The following is a 25,358-nucleotide window of genomic DNA, read 5'->3' on the forward strand; positions in this document are numbered from 1 at the left end:
TCCTGGATTTCATCACGATTTATGACCCCCGACCAGACGCGCACGATGTCTTGCCGTCCCCGCCTCCGTATAGGATACTGCCCTGAGCAGGGAAGCCGATCCATATTTGCGGCGGATCCTGTCCACCACATATCCCAATTCCCGCTTCTCCCACCGTTTCGGCTCGAATAAGGAAATCTGCATCGTTTCATCTTCCACAATATTCGAAAGGGCAATGGAAATTTTCCGGACAGTCTTCCCATTATAATTCTCTTCGAAAAGCTCGAGGCAGACCCTGTACAGATCCATCGTGATATTGGTCGGCTCATCGACTGTCCGCGACCGGTGAAACCCGCCCCCGAATTCCTCCCGGCTGTATCCGATCCCGAAACTGACGGTCCGTCCGGCCTTCCGGTGCGTCCTCGCCCTCCTGGCCACCTCCTCGCACATTTCAAGGATGACAGACTTGATTTCCTTCCTTTCCTTGTAGTCCCTCAAAAGGATCTGGCTCTTGCCGAAGCTGATCTGCCCTTCCATGATCGGCGCCCCAATCTCGGACAAGTCCACACCCCAGGCATGATAATACAGCTGGTTGCCCATCACCCCGAATTTCGCCTCCAGTTTCCCGAGGTCATACTGCGCGAGCTGCCCGACCGAGAAGATCCCCATCCGGTTGAGCGTCTTTTCGAGACGGCGGCCGATTCCCCACATCTCGCTGAGAGGGGCCAGGGGCCAAAGCTTTTCCGGCACGTCTTCATATTTCCACTCTGCAATTCCCTCCTTCTTTGCTTCAAGGTCGAGGCAGAGTTTGGATAGAAGCAGATTCGGGCCGATGCCAATCGCACACGGCAGCTGAAACTCCCTTTCCATATCATCTTTGATTTTACGGGCGATGGTCATGGCGTCCCCCCACAGATGGGTGGCCCCGTCGATTTTGATGAAGCTTTCATCGACGCTGTACGTATGGATAGCGTCTTTCGGGACATAGCGATGAAACAAGCGGGTGATTTCAGTGGATATGCGCACGTAGGTGGCCATTTTCGGCTCCACGAGCCTGATGCGGGGATCCTTTGGGATTTCGAACATCCTGGATCCGGTCTTGATGCCAAAGTCCTTCTTTAACTTGGGAGATGCAGCCAGCACAATGCTTCCCTGCCTGTCCGGGTCCCCGACAACCGCCAAGTGGCATTCGAGCGGATCGAGGCCGAGCATGACAGCCGAACAGCTGGCGTAAAAGCTCTTCATATCGATGCATAAAATCTTGTGATGCGGCAGCCCGCTGTAGTCGACAGTCATCCTTCTCACTCCTTCCTTATTACTACGAACGTTCGTTCTCTTTTATTATATGTATGATTTTATACGAATACACGTTCGCTTTCAACTTAAATTATTGGGAATGGAGTAAAAATATCGGGAGACCGAAAAGCGGAAGGGCTTTGATTAGAGGCGGGGGGCATAAGGCAGAACGGCCACGAAGGCGGATCTTTGCCTTCGTGGACAATTTGGCTTATTACATGTGCCTCTAAGCCCTGGAGCTGGACACTAGAAAAGCGGAGGCGGCTCGCTCAGAGGCGGCAAGCATAAGGCGAATCGGTCACGAAGGCGTTCTTTGCCTTCTTGGCCGATTTGACTTATGACATGTGCTTCTAAGCCGACATCACGAAAGGCGGAAGATCTTCAAATAGTGGTGATAGGAAAGAGGTTTTCACCCTTTTTTGAAGGGATTTCAACAGTATTGGATATTCAGTGATAACTCAGGGCCGCAGCGGGCGGCCCATATTCTCCCGGGCCCCTTGTAATGAGTCAAATTGCGCAGCTTATCTGAAGGATTGCGCCGGATTCTCATTTATTGCGTCACTTTAAGGATAATTGCGCACCTTTTCAATTAATTGCGCCTCTTTCCCGATAATTGCGCTTCTTAGAATGATTCTTATTGAGTCGCCTTCCGCGGCTCACATGAAATCGGGATATCCTTGGCAGCGGGCCTGCCTGCAAATAAAAAAGAGTCTGCTCGATCAAGAGCAGACTCCATCCCATTACCCTTTCCCGGCCTGGAATCCCGGGTACTTCGTCATACCGCCGTCCGCGATCAATGTCGTCCCTGTCACATAGCCTGCCTGTTCCGATGCAAGAAATGCGGCACAGGAGGCAATTTGTCCGGGTTCGCCGATGTAGCCGAGCGGTATTAATTTTTCAACACCTTTTTTCTTTTCCGGGTCGGAGAACTTTTCGGCGTTGATGGGGGTATCGATGGCGCCGGGGGCTATATTGTTGACGCGGATGCCGTCAGGGGCAAATTCCAATGCCAGGCTTTCCATCAAGAGCTTCACTCCCCCTTTGCTGGCAGCATAGTGAACGAAATGCGGCCACGGAATGATTTCATGCACGGAAGAGATATTGATGATTGATCCCTTGATGTCATTCTTCAGCATATACTCCGCCGCTTCCCGGCAGCCAAGGAATGTTCCGGTCAGATTGGTATTCAGCACCTTGTTCCAATCTTCAAGGGACAGTCTTTCCGTCGGCACTTCATTTTCAATGCCTGCATTATTTACATAGATATCGAGGCTGCCATATGTATCATGGGCGAATTTGACAAAGGCTTCGACATCCGCTTCTTTGGTGACGTCCCCCTGGATGATGGATGCAGTGCCCCCGCCCTGTTCGATTTCCTTCAGCAGTTCTTCCGGATTCTCTTCTTCACTGAAATAATTAATGACCACCTTGCACTTTTCCTCTGCAAACCGTTTGGCGATCGCCTTTCCAATCCCTGTGGCAGCTCCTGTAATAATGACCACTTTCCCTTGTAAATCAGCATACATATGAATTTCCTCCTTTATTAATTATGAAATGCCGGCAGACCTGTTTTTCCCGGACTATTCCTTCGTAAAGCCAAGCAATACGCCGCCGATGATGATCAGGATACATCCTGCAATCACAAGCAGAATTTGTTTCTTCGATTTCTTTTCACCCAAGAAGAACAAACCTCCGATTGTAGAGATCACGATTCCGGTCTGAGACAGTGAAAAGCTCGTCGCCACACCGATTCTCGGCAGTGCGAGCAAGAGCCCCAGATTTCCGGCTGCCCACATGAGCCCGGTCAAGATGTTCCTGGCAGTATATTTATTGAATGGCTTATGCCTGATGGTGATGGCGACCGCCCCGATGAACATTCCAATGGCCTGCGGTAAAACGGCTTCCCAGCCGTCGATTTCGAACCAGCGGACGATGACGACATATGCAATATATCCAAGGCTTGAAATAAACAGGGTCAGAAGCCCTTTTTTCAACTGCTGATTGTCTTTGTCTTCGGACTTTTGCGTGTAGGAAGTCAGGATGACACCGATGATAAGCGCAATGACAGCCCCGCTTCCAAGCATGATGGTTTCAGTGGTCGTCCATTCTTTGAAGACCAATACCCCAAAAAGAGTCGTTCCGATCAATTGCATCCCTGTAGAAATGGGGACGGTCTTTGCAACCCCGATAAATTTGACACTCGCCAGCTGATTTACCTGGCCAACCGCCCAAAACACACCCGATATAAAGCCGACACTCCAGACAAGCATCGATAATTCAGGTGACTTAAAAAGGAAAATACCGGCGGCGAACAGCAGGGATCCGATCGTGATCCCGACCGTCTGACTGTAGGCATTCCCCCCGAGCTTGACACTTACAAACACAAGACTCCCCCATGCGACCGCGGGGATGAGGGCTAACAATATTCCCGTCATACATTCACATCCTTCTTTCACTTAGATGACCCTAGTTTCCCACGGAAAAGAAAAAATAGGCATCAAATTTACTTGACAAGGAAAATTTCCCTGTCCAATGGTGCATACCCTCATTTTCTTTTTAATAATCCAGCGGGGGATAACAGGTGGAGATTCGTAGAGACTTGCGGGAAGATGGAAAGGCTTTGCTTGCCGCTGCAGCCGATTGAAGGATCATTGCACGAAAAAAAGAGCGGTTTGACGACCGCTCTTTCATTCCTTGGCAGATGTATTGATGGGCACGATCACGCGTTTGTCTTCAATGCTGATAAGCACGTGGACATCGCGGTTGAGGGCTAAGTCTTTAAAGCGCAGGGAATACATCCCTGTCGGATTTTTCTCCATCGACTGCACGACAACCTGGGAAAAACGGGGGTCATTCACCACAAGCTCGACGGCGTCCCCTTCTTTTTCGCTTTGTTCATCGGTCAGCAGGATGAATTGCCGCGCTGCTGCACTGGCGGGGAAAGATTCTCCCTTCACCCCGTCATACTTCACCTTTACCTTCTGACCGATTTTTAAATCCTCTCTATGTAACGATTTCTTTTTATCTGAATGAAACGTTGTCTGTTTATCGAATGAAAACCATATGTCATTGATTAGTACTTTATTATTCGAAATGTCTATATCAGTCGCAAAGCCTATGAAATCTTCATCTTGCTGAGGCTTGCCAACACCGGAAGCATTGCATCCGGATAAAAGAAAAAAGACACACAGCATGAATAGAACAGGTTGTTTTTTCATAGACTCCCTCCTTGTAAGATTAGACGTACTAAAGTACTATTTGGTTTCACTATTTTTTGAAAAAAAGTTTATTTCCGACTTTTTCGACAAATGATGGAATCAATTGATAGACGACACTCCCTGCATTCATCCAGCGGGGCAGATTGATTTCCCGGCGGTTTGTGAAGAGGGCGTCTACCACTTTTTCTGCTACAAAATCAGGCTTCAGCATCCACTTCTCGACATTTTTCACGTAGGTCCCGGATTCATCGGCAATGGAAAAGAAGTCTGTGGCAATCGGCCCGGGATTGACGGCTGTGACCTTCACACCGTATCTGGCCGCTTCCATCCGAAGGCTGTTGGTATAACCGAGAACCGCATGTTTCGATGCCGAATAGGCACTAGATTTAGGAGTGGCGAACTTTCCGGCCTGCGAAGCAATATTGATGATATGGCCGTTTCCCTGTTCACGCATATGGGACAGGACTTCTCCCGTGCATGCCATCAGACCCAGGACGTTCACTTCGAACATGCCCTTCACTTCCGCAAAAGGAACCTCATGCGCTTCTTTGAAGATGCCGAATCCTGCATTGTTGATGAGACCGTGGACTTTTCCGAAATCATTCAGGATCTTTTGAAAAACGCCGGGAATTTCTTCGTAGTCAGAAACATCAAGCGGGTAGATTTCCACTTTTGATTGGAAGCGGTCCTCGATCGTTTGCTTCAGCTCCTCCAGACGCGGAAGACGGCGTGCGATCAAGGCCAGGTTCCCTCCGTTCTCAGCCACCTTCAAGGCCATTCTTTCTCCGATTCCTCCTGATGCACCTGTGATGATGATATTCTTTCCTTTGATTCTGTCATTCATTTCCCTCACCTCGATTATGCATGGTAATAAAGAGTATCCCCTTGTTTTTCTTTTCTGATCGACCCGAGGGATTCCAGATAATCCAATTGGCCGATTGTTTCTGACAAGGTAAGGCCGAGCTCCTTTTTATAAACCGTAGGAAACAGGAGCCTGCAAATATCGAAAACAGTCTGCTGCTTCCCGCGGATCATCCCCAGGACCCCCTCTGCCCTTTCCGCCTGTTTCGTAAGTCTTTTCGGGATCAGGGCATGTACATGGTCGACTTCCTCCCCGTGTCCTGTATAAGCGTATGAAATGGGGATATCCATTAACTTCCTTAAAGATTCGTTGTACTGCAGGAGAGGCTTTGTCCGCTTGTCCCCTCCCTCGAAGGGCGGTTCGATGATCGGGTTGGGAGAGATATGGGCGAGGATGTGATCGCCGGCGATCATCACCCCGTCACTTTCCCGGTAAAAAGAAAGATGGCTCTGGGCATGACCGAGTGTTTCGATGATCCTCCACCCAGGCAGACCAGGTAAGGCGTCCCCTTCTTTTATCACTATGTCCAGCGCCCTGTTTCCCATATACTTCAGCGGGCTTTTGAATTTCGGGACTGCAGCAAGGTAAACATCCGGAAGCCCCGATTCCTTCCCCAATTGATGAAAAAAACGGTCATAGAATCTGTGGAAATATTCATCTCTGTCGATCCAGTACCGGTTGTAAGAATGGCCGATTATTTTCACGGAATCCGGGAATCTTTCGAGCAAACCTGCATGATCGGGATGATGATGGGTAAGGATGATCTGTTCGATATCATCAATTGAATAGCCCAATGAACCAAGCGCGGATTTCAGCTGTTCCCATGCGGTATCCGTCAGCGGACCGGCATCCACCAGGGAAAGCACGTCCCCTTTTATCAAATAGACATTGACGTCCCCGACCGCATACGGAGTTGACAATGTAATCTTGGCAATATTATTCACAAAAGCTGTTGTCATGGTTTCACCACATTCCAGTATATTCGATCATGAAAAATGAATGATCCTTCATTTCATAGTGTACATTTTATTCCTTTCTTTGTCATTTTTCTTATCTTGTGAATATACTGAAATAAGCACTTGACAGACAAGCTGCTTTTTTAAGATAATCACCTATAACATATTGGTAAAGCGATGATAAAGAATAGTAACGGACAAATGACGCAAGAGAACGGTGCCCGTCAGGCTGGAAGGCACTGTCGTCCACTTTGTCTGTGAACCTGCCTTTAGAGCGTCTTTAAAATAGAACGTCTCCAGCGTTACATGGAAATCAAGTGTATCCCCCGGCTTTCCCGGTGGATAAAACAAGGTGGTACCACGGAAGCATGACCCTTTCGTCCTTTATGGATGAAGGGGTCTTTTGTTTTTTCAAGCAGGATTAGCTGCAGCATTTTTCATAAGGAGGGAATAGTAAAATGAAGACATTATTTGTCGGTGCCGGGTCAATGGCACATGCCTTGTTAAATGGGGCCCTTGAGGCAAGGGTTTTGGAGAAAGAAAACGTGTATGTCACGAATCGGTCCAACCGTCAGCGGCTGACAGAAGTAACAAACCATTTCGGTGTAAACGGGGTGCATGCCCCCCTCCCTTCACATGAACCATTCGACGTGGTCATCCTGGCCATGAAGCCAAAGGATTTCCACTCTGCAGCTCCTGCCGTCAAGCATTTTTTGACCGGTGGTACGCTTGTCATATCTGTTCTTGCGGGCATTGGCATCGAGCAGATCCGGGAAGCCCTGTCATTCAACGGGGCGATTGCAAGGGCGATGCCGAATACGAGTGCTTCAGTGGGACGATCCGCGACGGCCGTCACCTGTAATGGATCTCTCTCAGAAAAGCAGAGAGAATGGACAATGAAGTTTTTCTCTTCGGTCGGTTTGGCGGTGGAAGTCCCGGAAGAACAAATGGATTTGATCACAGCCGTATCAGGAAGCGGACCGGCTTATATTTATTATGTCGCAGAGATGCTTGAAAAAGCGGCAGTGGACCTGGGGCTGCACAGTGAACTGGCAAAAGCCCTGATTAGGGAAACCATTTCAGGTGCATCCGTGATGCTTGAGAAATCCGGCCTCGAAGCTGAAATCCTTCGAAAGAATGTAACCAGCCCGGGCGGAACGACGGAAGCAGGCATCAGTGTCCTTGACAAATATGGAGTAAGCGAAGCCTTTACCCATTGTGTCGATGCAGCAAAGAACCGCTCCAAGGAGATGGGAAGTGAATTGCTTTTGAACCGGGTAAAATAAAAAGCAGATTTCTTTCTTCACCAAAAAGCTGCTGATATAATGAAAACGCATTATTATTTAGGTACTCGAAATATAGGCGAAAGGGGATTTTTTTGCATTGAAATCAAAACTGTTCGAACCTTATACATTGAAGAATATTGAGCTGAAAAACCGTATCGTGATGGCACCGATGTGCATGTACTCTTCCCATAATGAAGATGGGAAAGTGGAAAACTGGCACCGGACCCATTACGTGAGCAGGGCTGTCGGCGGTACAGGCTTGATCATACAGGAAGCGACCGCGGTCACACCGCAGGGCAGGATCTCCCCGCAGGACCTCGGCATCTGGAGCGACGACCACATTGAAGGGTTGAGCGAACTAGTGAGCCTTATCAAGGAGCAAGGGGCGAAGACAGGAATCCAGCTGGCCCACGCCGGCAGAAAAGCCGTGTTGGAAGGTGACATCATCGCTCCTTCTTCAATCCCTTTCAATGAAGATATGAAAACCCCATTGGAAATGACAGCAGATGATATCAAAGAAACCATCACCGCATTCGTGAAAGGCGCGGAAAGGGCCAAAAAAGCTGGTTTCGATGTTATCGAGATCCATGGTGCCCACGGTTACCTCATCAACGAGTTCCTGTCACCACTCTCGAATAAACGCAGCGATGAATATGGCGGGTCTGCAGAAAACCGCTACCGCTTCCTCCGTCAAGTGATTGACGGCATAAAAGCAGTATGGGACGGACCCCTCCTCGTGCGTGTATCGGCAAAAGATTACCACGAAGACGGACTGGACGCTGAAGATTATGTGGTATTTTCACAATGGATGAAGGAGCAGGGTGTCGACCTGATCGACGTAAGCTCCGGAGCCGTCGTTCCGGCCCGGATACCGGTATACCCTGGATATCAGGTGAAGCTTGCCGAAACCATCAAAGAAGGGGCCGGCATCCCTGCAGGAGCCGTCGGCCTCATCACCTCCGGCCTTCAAGCTGAAGAAATCCTGCAAAATGACCGTGCAGACTTGATCTTCCTCGGAAGGGAACTCCTCCGGAACCCATACTGGCCGCGCACCGCAGCGGGCGAACTGAACGAAGAGATCCAAGCACCGAAGCAGTATGAACGGGGCTGGTGAGACGAAAAGCGGAGGCGGCCCGTTCAGCCCCGACAAGCGTTGGAAGTCCGGCAAGTGAAGTCGTTCTTTGACTTCAGTGGACGGATTGAAACGTCTCGAGGGGCTGGCCGCCGGAGCTGGACATTAGAAAAGCAGAAGGGCTTTGGTCAGAGGCGGGGGGCATAAGACGAAGCGGCCGGGAAGGCGCTCTTTGCCTTCTTGGACGATTTGGCTTATGACCTGTGCCTCTAAGCCCTGGAGCTGGACATTAGAAAAGCGGAGGCGGCTCGTTCTGGGACGACAAGCCAAGAATGCCTTCTCCGTGAGAAAACCGAGCAGGTTCTGCTCGGTTTTCTTTTATGATGTCCCCTCCGATTCAGCTTAAGTTATTTATAATTATTATTAAAGGAGCATAAATCTGGAAATTGGATCATATATTTTTGGAATGGATCATAAATTCTAGAAATGGATCATATATTTGCAGAATGGATCATAAATCCCGGAAATGGATCATAAAACATCTGACCGGGACAGATTCCCTCCTCGGCCCCAACCGAAAACCTCAAAATGTAATAGGTTCACCCCAAAATAGTCAAAAAATCTTTTGTTCTTACTGCAAATCAACCCTGTAGGACATAAAAAGGATGCTTGAATGAGCAGTTTCACTTCCGCTCTGAACCAAGCATCCTTTTAAAGTCTCTAAAATCGGCTCACTGAGAAAGTCGGCCCGTCTAAAATCAAAACTCCCAAACCCGCCGGACCAGCCTTTCACCCGCTTTCACAAGATACACATCCGGGTTGCTCAATGCGAACAGTTCATCATATCCATACTTCTCGTCGAAGTAACGAAGGAGCAAAGTCGATAGGTTTCCATGGCTCACGACGACAATGTGATCTTCTTTTCTTTCCAGGACATCGTCAATAAAAGAAGAAGCGCGTGCCATTGCCTGTTCATTTGATTCTCCCCCGGGAAAGGCTAGTGAAAAATCCTCAAAACTTTCCCTCAGTCTGTCCTTCCAATCCGGAAGATCTTTTTCACTGAGGATCCGTTCGCCCAGGCGCTCATCTTCCTGAACGGAGATCCCGCTGCAATCTGAGAACGGCTGGATGGTTTGCAGCGTTCGCGTGAAAGGGCTGGAATAAATCGCTTCAATCGGATACTTTCCAAGGAAGGAAGAGAGGCGGTGCGCCTGCTCCCTCCCTTCTGCTGTCAAAGATTCATGAAACGCCTGGCCACCAGCTTTGGCATGACGGACGATATAGATGGTTTTCATGACAGGGTCTCCTCTCTACTATTTTTTCACTGGTATCGTATATTCCAAAAAGTCTTTTGCTATGTAGCTTTCAGGAAAGGTTTCCCTTGCCTCCTTTTGCAGCTCCGGCCAGGATTCTTTCGCGAACCGTGAAGAGATGTGGGTCAGGAACAGGACATTGACCCCGGATTCTGAGGCTGTCTGTGCGGCCTGTTCGGTTGTAGAATGAAAATATTCATAAGCCATTTCTTCCTGATCTTTATTGAATGTCGCTTCATGGACAAGAACATCAGCAGACTTCGCAAGCTCATATGCAGGCCTGCAGGTTCGTGTATCCCCGAGTATGGTAACCACGCGGCCCGGGATGGAATGGCCTAAATACTCTTTTCCGTCGACGATGCTCCCATCATCAAGAACCACTGCTTCGCCCGCTTTAAGCCTCTTATAGATTGGCCCGGGCTTCACTCCCCTCTCCTTCAAACGGTCTACCTGGAGTTCACCTGGCTTATCCTTTTCCTCCACTCGGTAGCCAAATGTCTGAAGACCGTGCTGGAGTTCCTTCGCTTCTACTCTGAAACTCTCATCTTCAAAGACAATCCCTTCTTCCACTTCCACGATTTCAAGGGGGTATTTCAGATGGGTCTGGCTGATGGATAATGAGACTTCTATAAACTCTCTGATCCCTTTTGGTCCATAGACGACCAGCTCCGATTCCCCTCCCTGAAATGATCTGCTCCCAAGAAGGCCGGGCAGTCCATATATGTGATCACCATGAAGATGGGTGATAAAGATTTTTTCTATTCTTCTCGGCTTTAGACTTGTATGTAAAATCTGGTGCTGGGTGGCTTCACCGCAATCAAACAGCCACACCGCTCCTCTTTCTTCCAATAATTTCAAAGCAATGCTTGTCACATTGCGGAGCTTTGCCGGGACCCCGGCTCCCGTTCCTAAAAATAACAATTCCACATTTTTCACTCCTGCCTGCTTACGATTGTATCCTTATCATAGCATATTTTCCCGTTTGAATTCCTTTGCTAAAGGAGCATTCAATCGGTTCATCCCACTTCCGCAGACAGACGGGAATTACGGGAATTTGTTATAAGTTTTAAAAATAAAGCCAACATAAAGAAGATGAAGATTTTGAAATGGGATCGACTGCCCTCTGGAAGCGGCAGATAAATCCCAAATATTTCCCAATAACAAGCTTATCAGCAAATGATTTGCTAAATCCTCGTTTAATCTTTAAAATTAAGTAATTGTAATAGATATTAAATAGGAAGAAACCATTCAATTAAAACAGATAAGCAACTAGATAAAGTGAGGTCATGACTGTGAAAAACACTGATACACCCTCTTCTCTGATTACTATTTTTGGAGCTACAGGGGACTTAGCCAAAAGAAAACTATATCCATCCCTTTATCATTTATTCCGAAAAGGTAAAATCTCGGAACAGTTTGCCGTCATCGGTGTCGGACGCCGTGACTGGTCGAATGAAGAATTTCAAGAGCATGTAAGAACGTCCGTACATAATGCACTGGGGAGCCAGGAAAACATCGAGGGATTCGTTTCTCATTTTTACTATCAGCAAAACGATCTCTCAAACAGTGACTCTTATCAGGCTCAGAAGCAATTATCGGAAGAATTGGATGAACATTATCAGCTGGAAGGAAATCGTATCTTCTACCTGGCAATGGCACCGGAATTCTTCGGTACGATCACGGAAGATTTGAAAACACAAGGGTTGACCGATACGAAAGGGTTCCAGCGCCTGGTCATTGAAAAACCTTTCGGACATGACCTGCCGTCTGCTGAACAGCTGAACAGTCATATCCGCGAATCCTTTTCTGAAGATCAAATTTATCGTATCGATCACTATCTCGGTAAAGAAATGGTGCAGAATATCGAAGTCATCCGATTTGCGAATGCCATGTTCGAGCCGTTATGGAATAATCGGTATATCTCAAACATCCAGGTAACTTCTTCTGAAGAATTGGGTGTAGAGGAACGCGGAAGATATTATGAAAAAAGCGGTGCTCTCAGGGATATGGTGCAGAACCATATGCTTCAAATGGTCGCACTCCTCGCAATGGAGCCGCCGATCAAACTGACGACTGAAGAAATCAGAAGTGAAAAGGTTCGTGTGTTAAGGGCCCTCCGACCATTCAAACAGGATGAAGTGAAGGACTACTTTGTTCGTGGACAGTATGGTCCGGGCACTTCAAAAGGACAGACTGTGGTAGGGTATCGAGAAGCTGAAAATGTGGACGACTATTCCAATACTGAGACGTTTGTAGCAGGAAAATTAATGATTGATAATTTCCGCTGGGCAGGCGTGCCGTTCTATATCCGCACCGGGAAACGGATGGCCGCGAAGTCCACGAAGATCGTGATCCAATTCAAGGATATTCCGATGAATCTTTACTATAATACCGATAAGCCACTGGCTCCGAACCTGCTCGTCATCCACATTCAGCCGGAAGAAGGGATCACCCTGCATCTGAATGTGAAGAAATCAGGACAGAACATTGAAACGACTCCTGTTAAATTAAACTTCGCCAATAACAGCGTCGACGGAATGAACACACCGGAAGCATATGAAAAACTCCTGCATGACTGCATGCGCGGGGACGCGACGAATTTCACCCACTGGGATGAAGTGAAACTTTCCTGGGCATTCGTCGACAAAATTTCCGAAGTATGGGAAAAGACGCGTGATGAACAGTTCCCTAACTATGAGTCCGGTTCAATGGGACCAAAAGCTGCCGATAATCTACTCGCAAAAGACGGTTACTACTGGTGGCCGATCGCAAATTTGGATGTAGATCAATGTTAATATAAAGAAACACCAAAAAAGCCCCGCTGTGATTTCAGCGGGGCTTTTACTATTATTCTTATTTCATCCACTCAGTATGGAAAGTGCCTTCTTTATCAACTCGCTGATAGGTGTGTGCACCAAAGTAGTCACGCTGTGCCTGGATCAGATTCGCAGGAAGCGTCTCTGTGCGGTAGCTGTCATAATAAGCAAGCGCAGCAGAGAATCCAGGTACCGGAACACCGTTTTGAACGGCAACCGAGATGACCTCGCGCAGTGCATATTGATAACTTTCCACAATCTCTTTGAAGTAAGGATCAAGCAGCAGATTGGCAAGGCCTGACTCACGGTCATACGCTTCCTTGATCTTTTGCAGGAATTGGGCACGGATGATGCAGCCCCCTCGGAAGATCATGGCGATATCACCGTATTGAAGGTTCCAATCATATTCATCGCTCGCCGAACGCATCTGGGCGAATCCTTGTGCATATGAAACGATCTTACTCATATAAAGTGCCTTGCGAATGGATTCGATGAGCGCTTCCTTGTCACCTTTGAATTCGGAAGTGTCGGGACCGTTCAGGATCTTGCTCGCTTTTACACGTTCGTCTTTGATTGCTGAAATGAAGCGTGCAAAGACGGATTCAGTGATGATCGGCAAGGACACACCAAGGTCAAGGGCACTTTGGCTGGTCCATTTCCCGGTACCCTTTTGACCGGCTTTATCCAGGATCACATCGACCATCGGCTTTCCTGTTTCCTCATCTTTTTTCGTGAAGATATCGGCCGTGATTTCGATCAGGTAGCTGTCGAGTTCGCCTTTATTCCAGTCGGCAAACACTTCGTGGAGTTCTTCGGCATTTAAACCGAGAACGTTTTTCATAAGGAAGTAAGATTCTGCGATCAGCTGCATATCCCCGTATTCAATGCCGTTATGAACCATCTTCACATAGTGGCCGGCACCGTCCGGACCGATGTAGGTCGTACATGCTTCACCGTTCACTTTGGCAGCGATGTCTTCAAGGATGGGAGCAACAAGGTCATACGCTTCCTTTTGACCGCCAGGCATGATCGAAGGGCCTGTCAATGCCCCTTCTTCCCCTCCTGATACACCCGTACCGATGAAGTGGATGCCGGATTCGCTCAGTTCTTGGTTTCGTCTTCTAGTATCTTCAAAGAAGGTATTTCCGCCGTCGATCAGGATATCCCCTTTCTCGAGGAAAGGCTTCAATTGATCGATTGTAGCATCCGTTGCTTTACCCGCTTTTACCATAAGGAGGATTTTCCTTGGTTTTTTGAGTGAGTTCACGAACTCTTCAATTGTGTATGTAGGAACAACTTTCTTTCCTGTTGATTCATTCACCATTTCATCCGTCTTTTCACGGGAACGATTATAAACAGACACAGAATATCCTCTGCTTTCAATATTCCATGCAAGGTTTTTACCCATTACTGCCAATCCAATAACGCCGATTTCTTGCTTAGACATTTCGGTCAACGTCCTTTCTGTGTGAGTTTTACTGGTTATAGAAATCTTTTCTTAAACACGCAGTCAATCCCCTTCAATCTAACAAGAATACGGACCTGATGCAAATCATCCGTTCCCTGCACCCGCATCAATCATTTAGAATGCCCATTAATCGCGTAAAAAGTCCTTGTTAAAACTTGTGTCCTGTTTTGTATCATATGAAGGTTTCTTGTCTTTTCCCCTGACCCCTTTTGAAATGGCGTCTTTCCCGAACTTTTCCTGCAATTGAGAAAGTACATTGTACAGTGGTTCTTCCTTGGCTGCACTTTCATATGAGAAAAGATCAAGCTGCTCTGTCGCCTCGTTTTTCTCCATTAGATCCTGTGCCGTCACTCCAAGCAGCCGGACCGGATCCCCGTTCCAATGCTTTAAAAACAGCTGCCTGGCGTGTTGAAAGAGATCTTCTTTTGTACTGACAGGGTTTTCGGTCTTTCTGCTTCTCGTAATGGTTTTCCGGTATTTATCCCGGATCATGATCTGGACAGTCGTTCCCACAACGTCCTTCTGATGCAGCCGCTGGGAGACTTTTGCGCAGAGCTTTTCAATGGTGGATAAAAGTTCACTCTGGTTCGCAGTATCCCTAGGGAGTGTGGTGGAATTTCCGACGCTCTTATAATCATAAATCGAATCGGGATCCACGACTCTCCGGTCTATCCCGTTTGCCCGTTCTTTCAAGCGCAGCCCGTTGATTCCCAGTACAGATTTGAGCTGTATTTCGTTGGCCGTTGCAAGGTCTTTGCATGTAACGACTCCGATCGTTTCCAGCTTTTCGGCGGTTTTAGAACCGACACCGTGCATTTCGATTACAGGGAGCGGCCATAACTTCCCCGGGATATCCCGTTTCCTCAATACAGTTATACCCATCGGTTTTTTCATATCAGAAGCGGTTTTTGCAAGGAATTTATTTGGCGCAATCCCGATCGAGCAGGGCAGGTCCAGCTGACTCTTGATTTGGTGTTGAATGGAAGAGGCTATTTCAAGCGGGCTTCCTTTTTCATATGAATCGGTAATATCGATGTACCCTTCATCGATGGAAACCGGTTCCACCAGTTCGGAGTATTGCCTTAGAATATCGAACATGCCCCTTGAAGCAGCACGGTAGCGATCGAAGTTCGGTGTTTTTATTATCAGATCCGGGCATAATTTCCTTGCTTCCCAAAGAGGCATCGTTGTTTTTACCCCGAAGCTTCTGGCTTCGTAGCTGCATGTAACAATGATGCCCTTTCTCTCTTTCGGGTTTCCCGCGATTGCCAGCGGCTTTCCTTTAAGACTTGGATCAAATGCCATTTCAACCGATGCATAGAAGCTGTTCATATCGACATGAAGAATGACCCTGCCATTCTTGGGATAAAGTGAATTCATACTATCGCATCTTTCGTTTTATTAGTTTTGGGAGATTTTTTGCTCGTAAACATAGTCCCTGATTTCTTTCATACCTTCAAGGCTCTCGATTAAAACCTCCGGATCGATCTTCGTGATCATACGATCCTCGAGATTGATGACACCATCGAAATACCTGGTCCTGGAGTATGCAAGGAGGCCGGCATCTGTCACTGCCCCTTCGGGAACTTCCAGGATCTCTTTCGCTTCTTTTACCACGAGGCCTGCCTGGAGTGTTTCAGTATGGATGACCAGGAGAAACAGCCCTTCTTCATTATCTGATCTTTGGTCATATAATATGGAAGATAGATCCAGTACCGGTATGAGTTCATTTCTCACTTTCACCAAACCGAGAACGTATGATGGCAGATGCGGAATCGGGTTGATGCCCTCCAGTTTTTCAATTGATACGACCTGTTCGATCGGGAGTGCATATTCTTCCCTGCCTGAATGGAATACAACTACTTTTGTCATGATTAGTGATGTCCCCTCTCAACTCTGTTTATGTTACTTCTAATGTACCATAATTAAATATATTTGAAGAGCTTGGAAGGATGTATTTAGAAATAATGAAAAAATGTCCATTAACAAATCGCTATTGTTAATGGACATTGGGCAGCTCCGGCGGATTGGGATTCGAGGTCATAAGTCAAGCCAGCCAAAAAGGCAAATAACGCGTTTCCTGCTGACTCGTCTTATGCTTGTCGTCCCAAATGACCCGCCTTCGCTTTTTTCTTATTCTGCTACTTCCTGAATGACCGCTACGACCATTTCTGCAAGTTTGTTCAGTTCTTCCACTGGCATTCTTTCATTTTTCGTATGGATTTCTTCATATCCCACCGCCAGGTTCACTGTCGGTACGCCGAAGCCTGCGATGACGTTGGCATCACTTCCCCCTCCGCTTGTCAGCAGTTCACTCGGGCGTCCGATTTTCTTGGCAGCACGTTTGGCAACTTCAACGACTTCGTCTCCGTCACTGAACTTGAAGCCTGGATACATGACATGGACTTCCACTTCAGCCTTTCCGCCCATTTCTTCCGCTGTCGTTTCAAATGCATGCTTCATTTTTTCTACTTGTGCTTCCATTTTTTCAGGAACCAGTGAACGTGCCTCTGCTAAAATGTCTACTTGCTCGCATACGATATTTGTAGCTTTACCGCCTTCGAAACGTCCGATATTCGCCGTTGTTTCTTCATCGATGCGGCCAAGCGGCATTTTAGCAATCGCTTTGGCTGCAATCGTGATGGCTGATACACCTTTTTCAGGAGCCACACCTGCATGCGCTGTTTTCCCAAAGATCGTTGCCAGGATTTTCGCCTGTGTAGGAGCCGCCACGATAATATTGCCGACTTTACCGTCAGAATCCAGTGCAAAACCGTACTTCGCTTTGACAAGAGAGGAATCAAGAGCTTTGGCCCCCACAAGACCCGACTCTTCCCCTACGGTAATGATGAATTGAATGTCACCGTGAGAGATATTCTGTTCTTTCAGTACAGTAATCGCTTCAAGCATCGTCGCAAGGCCGGCTTTATCATCAGCCCCAAGGATCGTCGTTCCGTCGGAGTAAACATAACCGTCTTCCTTCAAGGTCGGTTTAACACCTTTGGCAGGAACCACCGTATCCATATGGGAAGTGAAGTAAATCGTATCCACTCCATCTTTGTTACCCTTCAGGTTACAGATCAGGTTGCCGGCACCGTGTCCGGTCACATCCATGGTATCGTCCTCGTACACATCGACACCCAGGTCCGTGAACTTCTTCGTCAATACTTTTGCGATTTCAGCTTCATCTTTCGTTTCAGAATCGATTTGCACCAATTCAAGGAATTCATTTAATAAACGTTCTTGATTTATCATTTAATAGACCTCCACAATATGTATTCACTGTTCCAGTATATCGTGAATGCTGTGACCGGACAAATAAACTCCCTTACAGAGGGATGTTGCCGTGTTTCTTCGCCGGTCTCTCTTCTTTTTTATTTCTCATCATTTCAAGTCCCTGGATCAGCTTGATGCGGGTTTCACGCGGATCGATGACATCATCCACCATCCCCCGGGATGCTGCCACGTATGGATTGGCGAATTTCTCACGGTATTCTTCGATTTTCCGGGCGCGCAGTTCTTCAGGGTTATCGCTTGCAGCGATTTCCCTTGCGAAGATAATATTTGCCGCACCCTGCGGCCCCATCACGGCGATTTCGGCGTTCGGCCATGCGAAAACAAGATCCGCACCAATCGACTTGCTGTTAAGTGCTACGTAAGCCCCTCCGTATGCTTTGCGCAGGATAACAGTCATCTTGGGCACCGTAGCTTCCGAGTAGGCATATAAAATTTTTGCTCCATGACGGATGATCCCCCCATGCTCCTGTTTGATCCCCGGGAAGAAGCCGGTGACATCTTCAAATGTAATAAGGGGGATATTGAACGAATCGCAGAAACGGATGAACCTCGATGCCTTATCGGATGAATCGATATCTAGTCCCCCCGCCATGAACTTCGGTTGATTGCACACGAGCCCGACCACTTCGCCTTTGATTCGTGCAAGGCCGACAACGATATTTTTGGCAAATTCCTTTTGGACCTCCATGAAGCTGTCCGCGTCCACGATTTCATTGATGACTGTTCGCACGTCATAAGGCCGGAGCGCATCAAACGGGATGAGGTCGGTCAAGTCGGCACGGTAATCATCTTCTTCGGACGCGTCAAGGCGCGGCGGCTTTTCCTCGTTGTTCTGCGGCAGGTAGCTTAATAATCTGCGCACCTCGAGAAGGACCTCTTCCTCGGTCTTCCCCCTGAAATGGGCATTTCCGCTGATCGAATTGTGGACTTTCGCACCGCCGAGGTCTTCTGAACTGATTTTTTCCCCCGTCACTGTCTCTATTACCTTTGGACCGGTGATGAACATCTGGCTTGTTTCATCCACCATGAAAACAAAGTCCGTTATCGCAGGGGAATAGACTGCTCCTCCCGCACATGGGCCCATGATGACGGAAATCTGCGGGATCACTCCCGAGTAGATGGAATTACGATAGAAGATATGCCCGTAACCGTCGAGGGACACAACGCCCTCCTGGATCCGCGCACCGCCCGAGTCGTTCAAACCGATGAAAGGGGCTCCGTTCTTGACGGCCAAATCCATGACATGGGCAATTTTTTTTGCATGCATTTCCCCGAGTGCCCCGCCGAACACAGTGAAGTCCTGTGAAAAGAGATAAATCGGCTTACCGTCCACTTTTCCGTATCCGGTGACGACTCCGTCCCCTGGTCCTTCCACTCCGTTCAAGCCGAAATCCGAACATCTGTGTTCAACGAATGGGTTCAATTCAACGAAACTTCCCGGATCGACCAGGATATCGATCCTTTCCCTTGCCGTCAGTTTCCCTTTTTCATGCTGTTTATCAATTTTTGCGTCACCGCCGCCAAGCTCCACTTCGCGCCTGCGGTCATACAGTTCATTAATTTTTTCATAGATATCCATTATGCAAGATCCTCCTTGGTGTTTGATTTATCACAAAGCTCGTACAGGACGCCGTGCGATGATTTTGGATGCATGAAGGCGACCATTGCTCCGCCTGCCCCCTGTTTCGGGGATTCATTGATCATTTTCACGCCTTTTTCCTTCAATTCGGCAAGACGGTCTTTGATGTCTTGTACACCGAAAGCGACATGATGTATCCCTTCTCCCCTTTTCTCGATGAACTTTGCAACAGGACTTTCTTTATGTAGTGGTTCGAGTAATTCCAGTTTAATATTTCCTCCATCAATAAAAGCCACTTTCACTCCCTGGGATGCCACTTCTTCCATTTTCAGCAGCTTCAATCCAAGCGTTTGTTCATAAAATGGAAGAACATGTTCAATTGATGATACGGCTATCCCGATGTGATCCACTCTGTTCATTCTACCCATCCCCTTACTAATTTCTGCTTGCCTTCTTTTTATTCATTCGATTCCGGGTGTCGAAAATCCTCCTATTTTCACGAATAATTAAAGCGTTTTCTTTAAGGTGACAGGTTGTATTCTCAATCTATACGCGATAAAATATGCTTATAAAATTATTTAGGGTTTTACTGAATGAATGGAGAGATTCGATTGGGTAATAAAAAGATGAGAAAGATAGTCGTTTATTTAATGTTATTTGCAATGATTGCCTCCACGATTATGGCTGGCTTGACATTTTTATTATAGGTTCGGTATAAAAAAAGATTTGCCCTCCGTTTTATCGGGGAGCAAATCCTTTTTTATTTCAATGCACCATATTCCTTCCCCAACTGCTGGAAGGTTTTTGGTGATTTGACGACGAGGATCTTTGTGCCGACGGGGACCCTGTCATAGATGAATTCTACGTTTTTATTGAGCATCCGTATGCAGCCGTTTGAAATATATTTTCCGATGCTTGACGGCCGATTGGTGCCGTGGACGCCGTAGATCCTTCCATCAGTCCCTTTTGCATCGAACCCGATCCACCTGGATCCCAGCGGGTTCCTCGGGTCACCGCCTGGAATATTCTTTTTGCGATAGTATGGATCTTTTGCTTTTACCGTTACGGTGAAGAGGCCTTCGGGTGTTAATTCGGTGGTTTTTCCTGTAGCCACACCGTATGTGCCGGCAATCTTTCCTTCGTTGATGAAGGCAAGCTGATTATTTTCTTTGTTGACGATGATAAACGGATCTCCCGGCAGCGGGTTCTTGCCCAGCGGCCAGATCGGAGACGCCATCAGCAAAATGGCAAGAAGTATACGCATTGCTTCTGTCACCCTTTACATTCGATCTTAGGTGTAGTGTACTTCTCTTTTGCCTTTCTCATTCTTTTGAATCCCCTTGAAGGAACTTTTGATCAATAGATACTGTTCCATCTCACGGACAAACTGATAAAGCGCCGCACGCACTTCAAATTCCTCGCGTGTTTGCGGGAGTTCCATCTGTTCGAATTCGACTTTCATATCGTACAATTTTTTCAGATAGAAAAGAGCTGTGTTGCCCGGATGGATATGCTGACTCAGTTCTTCCAGGAAATGGGCTATTTTCTTACCCGGTTCCACTTTTATGGAAATGGAAGCAGCGATCGGCAGTATCCGCTGCAAAATCTCAAACTGCTTCTCCCTCATCTTGAAGTAAAGATAATATAAGTCCTCATGGCGGAGGAAGTGGTTTTCCACTTCTTTGAAGGCAAGGGTCTTTGCCTCTTTCAGCAATTCTTCTGTTTCCGTTATTTCCCTTCCGTCCCAGTCACTCTGATTGGTTTTGAGATGGTTGATCAGTTCACAGAAAATCTTATAAAAATTTGCTTCGATCTGCTCCTGGTATTCGGCTAGTTTATTTTCCACACTCGGCATGTACAGATTCATGATGAGGGCAATCCCGATGCCGATCACGATGATCCCCAGTTCATTTTCAAAAAGTCCAAGCGTTACATTTCCCGCGGAATAGACGTGAAGGATGATGACCGAACTGGTGACGATCCCTTCTTTAATCCGCAATGACACCGTGACAGGGATGAAAACAAGAAGCAAGAGACCAATGACGGCCGGGTGGTACGCAATGAATTCAAAGAACGCCGCCGAGAAAAGCATGGCAATGACACATGCCGCAAATCTGCTTGAGGACGCCTGAACCGATTTTTTCTTTGTGTTTTGGATGCAGAGGATGGTCAGGATCCCCGCCGATACGAAATTATCAAGCTGGAAAAATTGGGCCAGACTGATCGCCAGGGCAGTCCCGATCCCGGTCTTAAGTGTACGATATCCTATTCGGAACATGCTTTTTCTCCTAACAGTTAAAATGATTCTTTAAGAATACCATACAAATGGATGAACGAAAAAGAAGGATTGATTCATTGCCAACCCTTCTTTTCTTCTGTTAGTTCTATATCGATGCTTGCAGCACCTTTACCGGTAAAAAATAAAGCTTATAGTACTTTTTCAAGAAATTCTTTTGCCCTCGGAGTTTTCGGCTGAAGGAAGAAGTCATCCGGATCCCCTTCCTCGACGATTTTGCCGTCATCCATGAATATGACCCTGTCGGCCACTTCTTTGGCAAACCCCATTTCGTGGGTGACAATAATCATGGTCATCCCGGATTTCGCCAGGTCTTTCATGACGGACAATACTTCCTTTACCATTTCGGGATCAAGGGCGGATGTCGGTTCATCGAATAACATGACTTTCGGTTCCATCGCCAGAGCCCGGGCGATTGCCACACGCTGCTTCTGCCCCCCTGAAAGCCGATTCGGAAATTCACCGCTCTTCTCCTTCAACCCCACCTTTTTCAATAATTCGATGCCCATTAGCTCTGCTTTTTCACGCTTTACTTTCTTCACCTTGATCGGCGAATAGGTTACATTTTCAAGCACAGTCATATGAGGGAAGAGGTGAAAATGCTGAAAGACCATCCCGACTTCCTGTCTGATCTGACCGATATTCTTATTATCAACAGACAACCCCTCGAATTGAATGGTGCCGCCGCTTGGCTGCTCCAGATAATTCAGGCATCTCAGCAAGGTGGACTTCCCGGATCCCGAAGGACCGACCACCGCGAGCACTTCACCTTTTTGAACCGTGATGTCAATACCTTTCAATACATCAAGTTTTCCGAATGATTTTGTAATCGCTGTTCCTTTAATCATTTCCTTTCAGTCTCCTTTCAAGCAGCTTGCCGAGCAGTGTCAATACCATGACCATAATATAATAGATGAATCCTGCAAGCAGGAGCGGTTCAAAGAACGAATAAAGATCGCTTCCGACCATATACGATCTTCTCATTACATCCATTGCCCCGATCACCGTGACAATGGCTGATTCCTTTGTCAGCGTGATAAATTCATTCATTAAAGCAGGCAGGATGTTCTTTATCGCCTGGGGCAGAATGATATCCTTCATTGTTTGACTGTAGGGGATACCGAGGGCCATCGCAGCTTCCTTCTGTCCCTTATCTACAGCATTGATGCCAGCCCGGATGATTTCCGAGATATACGCAGCCGAGTTTAATGAGAAGGATAGGATTGCCGCAGTATAAGGCTCGATCTGTGTCCCGAACAGCTGGGGCGATCCGTAGAAAATAATCATCAGCTGCAGCACGAGCGGTGTCCCCCTGAAGACAGATGTATAAGCGTCAGCAAACCACACCAGCGGTTTGACTGGACTGATTTTGAATAATGATAAAATGATGCCGAATAAAAATCCGAGAATGCCTGCTGCCCCGACGATCATCAGAGTGACCTTCAATCCTTCCAGGATAAAAGGGATCGATGGAAGCAGTTGTGCAAAGTCAAGTTTCATATTTCATCCTCCGTCACTGTGTAAATTGAAGAAAGGCCAACCTTTGTGGATGGTCAGCCTTTCGTTTTCGTTTGCCGCTACCTTTAACCGTTGAACCATTTTTCCGCTAGTTTATCGAGTTCCCCGTTTTCCTCTAATTTCTTTAAGACAGCATTGAATTCTTCTGTAAGTTCGCTGTCCTTAGGAAAAGCAATGGCAGAACCTGCCTCTTCTTCGTTGACCTCCATCGTTGAACCTTGAAGGTCATTGTTCTTATCCAGGTAGCCTGCGGCCACTGTATTTTCAATGATGATGGCATCGAATCGGCCATTTTGAAGATCCTGGATCAGCTCAGGAATACGGTCCCTCGTTTCCACCTTCAAATCGATGGAGGACTGCATGCCCTCTGCTTCATCCTGCTGAATCGAACCTAACTGAACCCCGACCGTCTTGCCGTCCAGATCTTTTTCCGAGGAAATCCCGCTGTCTGTCTTTGTGATGATCATGTTCTTCGCCGTGTAATAGACTTCACTGAATTCCACATTCTTTTTTCGCTCCGGGGTCGGTGTCATCGCCGAAAGGACGAAGTCCACTTGACCAGTCTTCAACGCGGTGATAAGGCCGCTGAACTCCATATCCTTTATTTCAACCTCATATCCCAGCTCATCCGCCAGCTTATTGGCAAGGTCGATATCGTACCCTATGAATTGGTCGCTGTTTGCAGTATCCACGTACTCAAAAGGTTTATAGTCTGCGGATGTACCCATGATCAATTTTTTTGAATCACCGGATGCAGTGCTGCTTTCCTTCGAGCCGCATGCAGCAAGACCGGCTGACAATAATAGTGCTAAGGATAAAATTAGAAGCTTTTTCATTTGATTGTTGCCCTCCTGTTATGAATAAATATAAAAATTAATGTATATTAATTAGTATATTTGTAGTTTATCAGGTTTTTATTTTTATGCAATACTTTTTATATTTATAAATTAATGTTTGTATTTTCAGAAAACAGGTACCTAGATATTCATGGGGGTTGGATGCCGCTGTTTATTTCCGGGCAAGCCTTCGCTTTTGGAAGGGTGGTTGGTGAGCTTCGTTATTTTTGGCAGGAACTGTTCCAATCTGGAAAAAAAGGTTTAGGGAATCGATATATATTTACTTATTTTCCCAAGTGATGGAATTATCCTTAAAATTAAAAGATTAATTGTCAAAATTAGAAGAATAATGTTCAATATTCAAAGATTAAAGGACCGAATTCAAAGATTATCAGCCAAAACTCGAAGATTTGTAAAATTATGTAACTTTCATTAGTAAAAACTCACTCTCAAATACAGCTGCACGGCCTCTAGTGGGTCATTTGCACCATATAGTCCAGTCTTCCCCGGTGGTTTTCGGCTGTTTCAACTGATTTCAGGATAAAGCATTGAGCAACCGGCTATATTCCGTGGTCGATCCCAAAATCCCGGCGCTTTTCTGATAGGATTCTTCGTTCTGATCTCCGCTGGTGATGAGTAAAAGGCCAATTTAAATTGAAAATAGTTATAAAAACCTGCCGTGTACTGCCCGGCAGTCCAAAAAACGTTACGTTGAATTACACAATACTGTAAAAATTCCTGATGAGGCTGTCTAAATACATGAAAGAGCGGGCTTTTTGTCTATATGCGGGGTGGAATCTTTCGAATTGACAAGGTAATCTTCGAATATGGCCCAATAATCTTTTAATTTTGACCCTTAATCCTTCGATTTCCACCATTCATCTTTCGATTCCGGCGATAATTCCGTCACTTGTAAAAATAAGGAAACATAAACCCGTCCCTGGCCCCAAACAAATCAAAACAAAAACCCGGACCAATTTAAAAATGGTCCGGGTTTAACTCAAGGCTCAAACAACACTGTACAAGAGCCGATTCCTGAAGACGCTTAAACTTCTTCGCAATATTCATCAAAATAGGATTGAAGCTTGTTTACAACCGACATCGGATCGTGTCCTTCGATTTCATGTCTTTCTACCATTGTCAAGAGTTCTCCATCTTTTAAAAGGGCGAAAGATGGTGAGGAAGGCGGATAGCCGGTGAAGTAACTGCGTGCTTTAGCGGTTGCTTCTTTATCCTGGCCGGCGAATACCGTTACAAGCTGATCCGGTCTTTTATCATAATGGATTGCATGTGCTGCTGCCGGGCGGGCGATTCCGCCTGCACAACCACATACTGAGTTAATCATGACAAGTGTAGTGCCCGGCTTGGTGAAAGCCTGTTCCACTTCTTCTTCTGATGTTAATTGTGAATATCCTGATGCCTCCATTTCCTGACGGGCCTGGCGGACGATATCGTTCATAAATAAATTGAAATCCATATCCATTTTATGACGCTCCTTTTCAATGCTCTATGTCTTTATCATTCTTCACGGTAGACGAAGTTTGATGTACCCCCATCATACCAAGT

Annotated in this window: 24 protein-coding genes and 1 other annotated feature; of the genes, 4 read left to right on the forward strand and 20 right to left on the reverse strand. The window is 46.8% G+C overall.

Annotated elements, in window-relative coordinates; translation table 11 throughout:
- Positions 1 to 12: 12 nt before the first annotated feature.
- From AS034_RS04695 to AS034_RS04720, 6 genes are all read right to left on the reverse strand, one after another.
- On the reverse strand, positions 13 to 1,275 hold the full coding sequence (locus AS034_RS04695) for a Y-family DNA polymerase (RefSeq protein ID WP_058297682.1): 1,263 nt from the start codon (positions 1,273 to 1,275) through the stop codon (positions 13 to 15).
- Between the two features lie 740 nt (positions 1,276 to 2,015).
- Positions 2,016 to 2,801: a glucose-1-dehydrogenase gene (locus AS034_RS04700; RefSeq protein ID WP_058297683.1), complete on the reverse strand. Its 786-nt coding sequence runs from the start codon at positions 2,799 to 2,801 to the stop codon at positions 2,016 to 2,018.
- A gap of 54 nt (positions 2,802 to 2,855) precedes the next feature.
- Positions 2,856 to 3,710, reverse strand: a complete 855-nt coding sequence (locus AS034_RS04705; RefSeq protein ID WP_058297684.1) for a GRP family sugar transporter — start codon at positions 3,708 to 3,710, stop codon at positions 2,856 to 2,858.
- A 252-nt stretch (positions 3,711 to 3,962) separates the two neighbouring features.
- Positions 3,963 to 4,493 (reverse strand): DUF3221 domain-containing protein, encoded by a 531-nt coding sequence (locus tag AS034_RS04710; protein WP_058297685.1) that lies wholly within the window; start codon positions 4,491 to 4,493, stop codon positions 3,963 to 3,965.
- 49 nt (positions 4,494 to 4,542) lie between these two features.
- On the reverse strand, positions 4,543 to 5,337 hold the full coding sequence (locus AS034_RS04715; RefSeq protein ID WP_058297686.1) for an SDR family NAD(P)-dependent oxidoreductase: 795 nt from the start codon (positions 5,335 to 5,337) through the stop codon (positions 4,543 to 4,545).
- Between the two features lie 14 nt (positions 5,338 to 5,351).
- Positions 5,352 to 6,314, reverse strand: coding sequence for an MBL fold metallo-hydrolase (locus AS034_RS04720; protein ID WP_058297687.1), 963 nt, complete (start codon positions 6,312 to 6,314; stop codon positions 5,352 to 5,354).
- A 165-nt stretch (positions 6,315 to 6,479) separates the two neighbouring features.
- Positions 6,480 to 6,699 (forward strand) — a binding site (T-box leader).
- Between the two features lie 70 nt (positions 6,700 to 6,769).
- Here AS034_RS04720 and proC point away from each other — a divergent pair.
- Positions 6,770 to 7,597, forward strand: coding sequence for a pyrroline-5-carboxylate reductase (gene proC, locus AS034_RS04725; protein ID WP_058297688.1), 828 nt, complete (start codon positions 6,770 to 6,772; stop codon positions 7,595 to 7,597).
- Between the two features lie 97 nt (positions 7,598 to 7,694).
- Positions 7,695 to 8,711 carry an NADPH dehydrogenase NamA gene (gene namA, locus AS034_RS04730; RefSeq protein ID WP_058297689.1) on the forward strand — a complete coding sequence of 339 codons (1,017 nt, stop codon included), beginning with the start codon at positions 7,695 to 7,697 and terminating at the stop codon, positions 8,709 to 8,711.
- A 716-nt stretch (positions 8,712 to 9,427) separates the two neighbouring features.
- Here namA and AS034_RS04735 read toward each other — a convergent pair.
- Both AS034_RS04735 and rnz read right to left on the reverse strand, forming a co-directional pair.
- On the reverse strand, positions 9,428 to 9,964 hold the full coding sequence (locus tag AS034_RS04735; RefSeq protein ID WP_058297690.1) for a histidine phosphatase family protein: 537 nt from the start codon (positions 9,962 to 9,964) through the stop codon (positions 9,428 to 9,430).
- 18 nt (positions 9,965 to 9,982) lie between these two features.
- Complete coding sequence (gene rnz, locus AS034_RS04740; protein ID WP_032087794.1) at positions 9,983 to 10,909, reverse strand: ribonuclease Z; 927 nt, start codon at positions 10,907 to 10,909, stop codon at positions 9,983 to 9,985.
- Between the two features lie 365 nt (positions 10,910 to 11,274).
- Between rnz and zwf the strand changes: the two genes are divergently transcribed.
- Positions 11,275 to 12,777: a glucose-6-phosphate dehydrogenase gene (gene zwf, locus AS034_RS04745; protein WP_032087793.1), complete on the forward strand. Its 1,503-nt coding sequence runs from the start codon at positions 11,275 to 11,277 to the stop codon at positions 12,775 to 12,777.
- A 58-nt stretch (positions 12,778 to 12,835) separates the two neighbouring features.
- Here the strand turns inward: zwf and gndA are convergent, their stop codons facing one another.
- The 6 genes from gndA to mce form a co-directional block, all read right to left on the reverse strand.
- Positions 12,836 to 14,245, reverse strand: a complete 1,410-nt coding sequence (gndA, locus tag AS034_RS04750) for an NADP-dependent phosphogluconate dehydrogenase (protein ID WP_058297691.1) — start codon at positions 14,243 to 14,245, stop codon at positions 12,836 to 12,838.
- Positions 14,246 to 14,392: 147 nt separating this feature from the next.
- The gene (locus AS034_RS04755; protein WP_058297692.1) at positions 14,393 to 15,646 is read right to left on the reverse strand and encodes a DNA polymerase IV; all 1,254 of its coding nucleotides are present in this window, start codon (positions 15,644 to 15,646) and stop codon (positions 14,393 to 14,395) included.
- A gap of 21 nt (positions 15,647 to 15,667) precedes the next feature.
- The gene (locus tag AS034_RS04760; RefSeq protein ID WP_058297693.1) at positions 15,668 to 16,138 is read right to left on the reverse strand and encodes a chemotaxis protein CheW; all 471 of its coding nucleotides are present in this window, start codon (positions 16,136 to 16,138) and stop codon (positions 15,668 to 15,670) included.
- Positions 16,139 to 16,399: 261 nt separating this feature from the next.
- Complete coding sequence (locus AS034_RS04765; RefSeq protein ID WP_032087789.1) at positions 16,400 to 17,521, reverse strand: M20/M25/M40 family metallo-hydrolase; 1,122 nt, start codon at positions 17,519 to 17,521, stop codon at positions 16,400 to 16,402.
- Positions 17,522 to 17,594: 73 nt separating this feature from the next.
- Positions 17,595 to 19,142: an acyl-CoA carboxylase subunit beta gene (locus tag AS034_RS04770; RefSeq protein WP_058297694.1), complete on the reverse strand. Its 1,548-nt coding sequence runs from the start codon at positions 19,140 to 19,142 to the stop codon at positions 17,595 to 17,597.
- Positions 19,142 to 19,561: a methylmalonyl-CoA epimerase gene (mce, locus tag AS034_RS04775; RefSeq protein WP_058297695.1), complete on the reverse strand. Its 420-nt coding sequence runs from the start codon at positions 19,559 to 19,561 to the stop codon at positions 19,142 to 19,144. Before mce ends, AS034_RS04770 begins: the two co-directional genes overlap by 1 nt.
- Before the next feature lie 207 nt (positions 19,562 to 19,768).
- Between mce and prli42 the strand changes: the two genes are divergently transcribed.
- On the forward strand, positions 19,769 to 19,849 hold the full coding sequence (gene prli42 / locus AS034_RS22660) for a stressosome-associated protein Prli42 (RefSeq protein ID WP_318293715.1): 81 nt from the start codon (positions 19,769 to 19,771) through the stop codon (positions 19,847 to 19,849).
- Positions 19,850 to 19,902: 53 nt separating this feature from the next.
- Here prli42 and AS034_RS04780 read toward each other — a convergent pair whose 3' ends face one another.
- The 6 genes from AS034_RS04780 to AS034_RS04805 all read right to left on the reverse strand — a co-directional run bounded on the left by AS034_RS04780 (position 19,903) and on the right by AS034_RS04805 (position 25,275).
- Positions 19,903 to 20,406, reverse strand: a complete 504-nt coding sequence (locus tag AS034_RS04780) for a L,D-transpeptidase (RefSeq protein WP_058297696.1) — start codon at positions 20,404 to 20,406, stop codon at positions 19,903 to 19,905.
- Between the two features lie 27 nt (positions 20,407 to 20,433).
- On the reverse strand, positions 20,434 to 21,420 hold the full coding sequence (locus tag AS034_RS04785; RefSeq protein WP_058297697.1) for an aromatic acid exporter family protein: 987 nt from the start codon (positions 21,418 to 21,420) through the stop codon (positions 20,434 to 20,436).
- Positions 21,421 to 21,569: 149 nt separating this feature from the next.
- A complete protein-coding gene (locus AS034_RS04790) occupies positions 21,570 to 22,286 on the reverse strand; it encodes an amino acid ABC transporter ATP-binding protein (protein WP_058297698.1) in 717 nt (238 codons plus the stop codon).
- Entirely contained in the window at positions 22,279 to 22,938 is a 660-nt protein-coding gene (locus tag AS034_RS04795; protein WP_032087783.1) for an amino acid ABC transporter permease, read from the reverse strand. Before AS034_RS04795 ends, AS034_RS04790 begins: the two co-directional genes overlap by 8 nt.
- Positions 22,939 to 23,021: 83 nt before the next feature.
- Positions 23,022 to 23,792 (reverse strand): transporter substrate-binding domain-containing protein, encoded by a 771-nt coding sequence (locus AS034_RS04800; protein WP_058297699.1) that lies wholly within the window; start codon positions 23,790 to 23,792, stop codon positions 23,022 to 23,024.
- Between the two features lie 1,045 nt (positions 23,793 to 24,837).
- Complete coding sequence (locus AS034_RS04805; protein ID WP_032087781.1) at positions 24,838 to 25,275, reverse strand: BrxA/BrxB family bacilliredoxin; 438 nt, start codon at positions 25,273 to 25,275, stop codon at positions 24,838 to 24,840.
- Between the last annotated feature and the right edge of the window lie 83 nt (positions 25,276 to 25,358).

It is taken from the genome of [Bacillus] enclensis, from assembly GCF_001456935.1.
In the GTDB taxonomy this organism is placed as follows: Bacteria; Bacillota; Bacilli; order Bacillales; family Bacillaceae_B; genus Rossellomorea; species Rossellomorea enclensis.

Coding starts and splice junctions, on each gene's coding strand:
- AS034_RS04705 (WP_058297684.1), bottom strand. CDS start 3,710: ATGACGGGAATATTGTTAGCCCTCATCCCCGCGGTCGCATGGGGGAGT.
- AS034_RS04770 (WP_058297694.1), bottom strand. CDS start 19,142: ATGGATATCTATGAAAAAATTAATGAACTGTATGACCGCAGGCGCGAA.
- AS034_RS04755 (WP_058297692.1), bottom strand. CDS start 15,646: ATGAATTCACTTTATCCCAAGAATGGCAGGGTCATTCTTCATGTCGAT.
- AS034_RS04710 (WP_058297685.1), bottom strand. CDS start 4,493: ATGAAAAAACAACCTGTTCTATTCATGCTGTGTGTCTTTTTTCTTTTA.
- AS034_RS04735 (WP_058297690.1), bottom strand. CDS start 9,964: ATGAAAACCATCTATATCGTCCGTCATGCCAAAGCTGGTGGCCAGGCG.
- AS034_RS04700 (WP_058297683.1), bottom strand. CDS start 2,801: ATGTATGCTGATTTACAAGGGAAAGTGGTCATTATTACAGGAGCTGCC.
- mce (WP_058297695.1), bottom strand. CDS start 19,561: ATGAACAGAGTGGATCACATCGGGATAGCCGTATCATCAATTGAACAT.
- proC (WP_058297688.1), top strand. CDS start 6,770: ATGAAGACATTATTTGTCGGTGCCGGGTCAATGGCACATGCCTTGTTA.
- AS034_RS04800 (WP_058297699.1), bottom strand. CDS start 23,792: ATGAAAAAGCTTCTAATTTTATCCTTAGCACTATTATTGTCAGCCGGT.
- AS034_RS04780 (WP_058297696.1), bottom strand. CDS start 20,406: ATGCGTATACTTCTTGCCATTTTGCTGATGGCGTCTCCGATCTGGCCG.
- AS034_RS04720 (WP_058297687.1), bottom strand. CDS start 6,314: ATGACAACAGCTTTTGTGAATAATATTGCCAAGATTACATTGTCAACT.
- AS034_RS04785 (WP_058297697.1), bottom strand. CDS start 21,420: ATGTTCCGAATAGGATATCGTACACTTAAGACCGGGATCGGGACTGCC.
- AS034_RS04760 (WP_058297693.1), bottom strand. CDS start 16,138: ATGACAAAAGTAGTTGTATTCCATTCAGGCAGGGAAGAATATGCACTC.
- prli42 (WP_318293715.1), top strand. CDS start 19,769: ATGAGAAAGATAGTCGTTTATTTAATGTTATTTGCAATGATTGCCTCC.
- AS034_RS04715 (WP_058297686.1), bottom strand. CDS start 5,337: ATGAATGACAGAATCAAAGGAAAGAATATCATCATCACAGGTGCATCA.
- AS034_RS04795 (WP_032087783.1), bottom strand. CDS start 22,938: ATGAAACTTGACTTTGCACAACTGCTTCCATCGATCCCTTTTATCCTG.
- gndA (WP_058297691.1), bottom strand. CDS start 14,245: ATGTCTAAGCAAGAAATCGGCGTTATTGGATTGGCAGTAATGGGTAAA.
- AS034_RS04805 (WP_032087781.1), bottom strand. CDS start 25,275: ATGGATATGGATTTCAATTTATTTATGAACGATATCGTCCGCCAGGCC.
- AS034_RS04695 (WP_058297682.1), bottom strand. CDS start 1,275: ATGACTGTCGACTACAGCGGGCTGCCGCATCACAAGATTTTATGCATC.
- AS034_RS04790 (WP_058297698.1), bottom strand. CDS start 22,286: ATGATTAAAGGAACAGCGATTACAAAATCATTCGGAAAACTTGATGTA.
- AS034_RS04765 (WP_032087789.1), bottom strand. CDS start 17,521: ATGATAAATCAAGAACGTTTATTAAATGAATTCCTTGAATTGGTGCAA.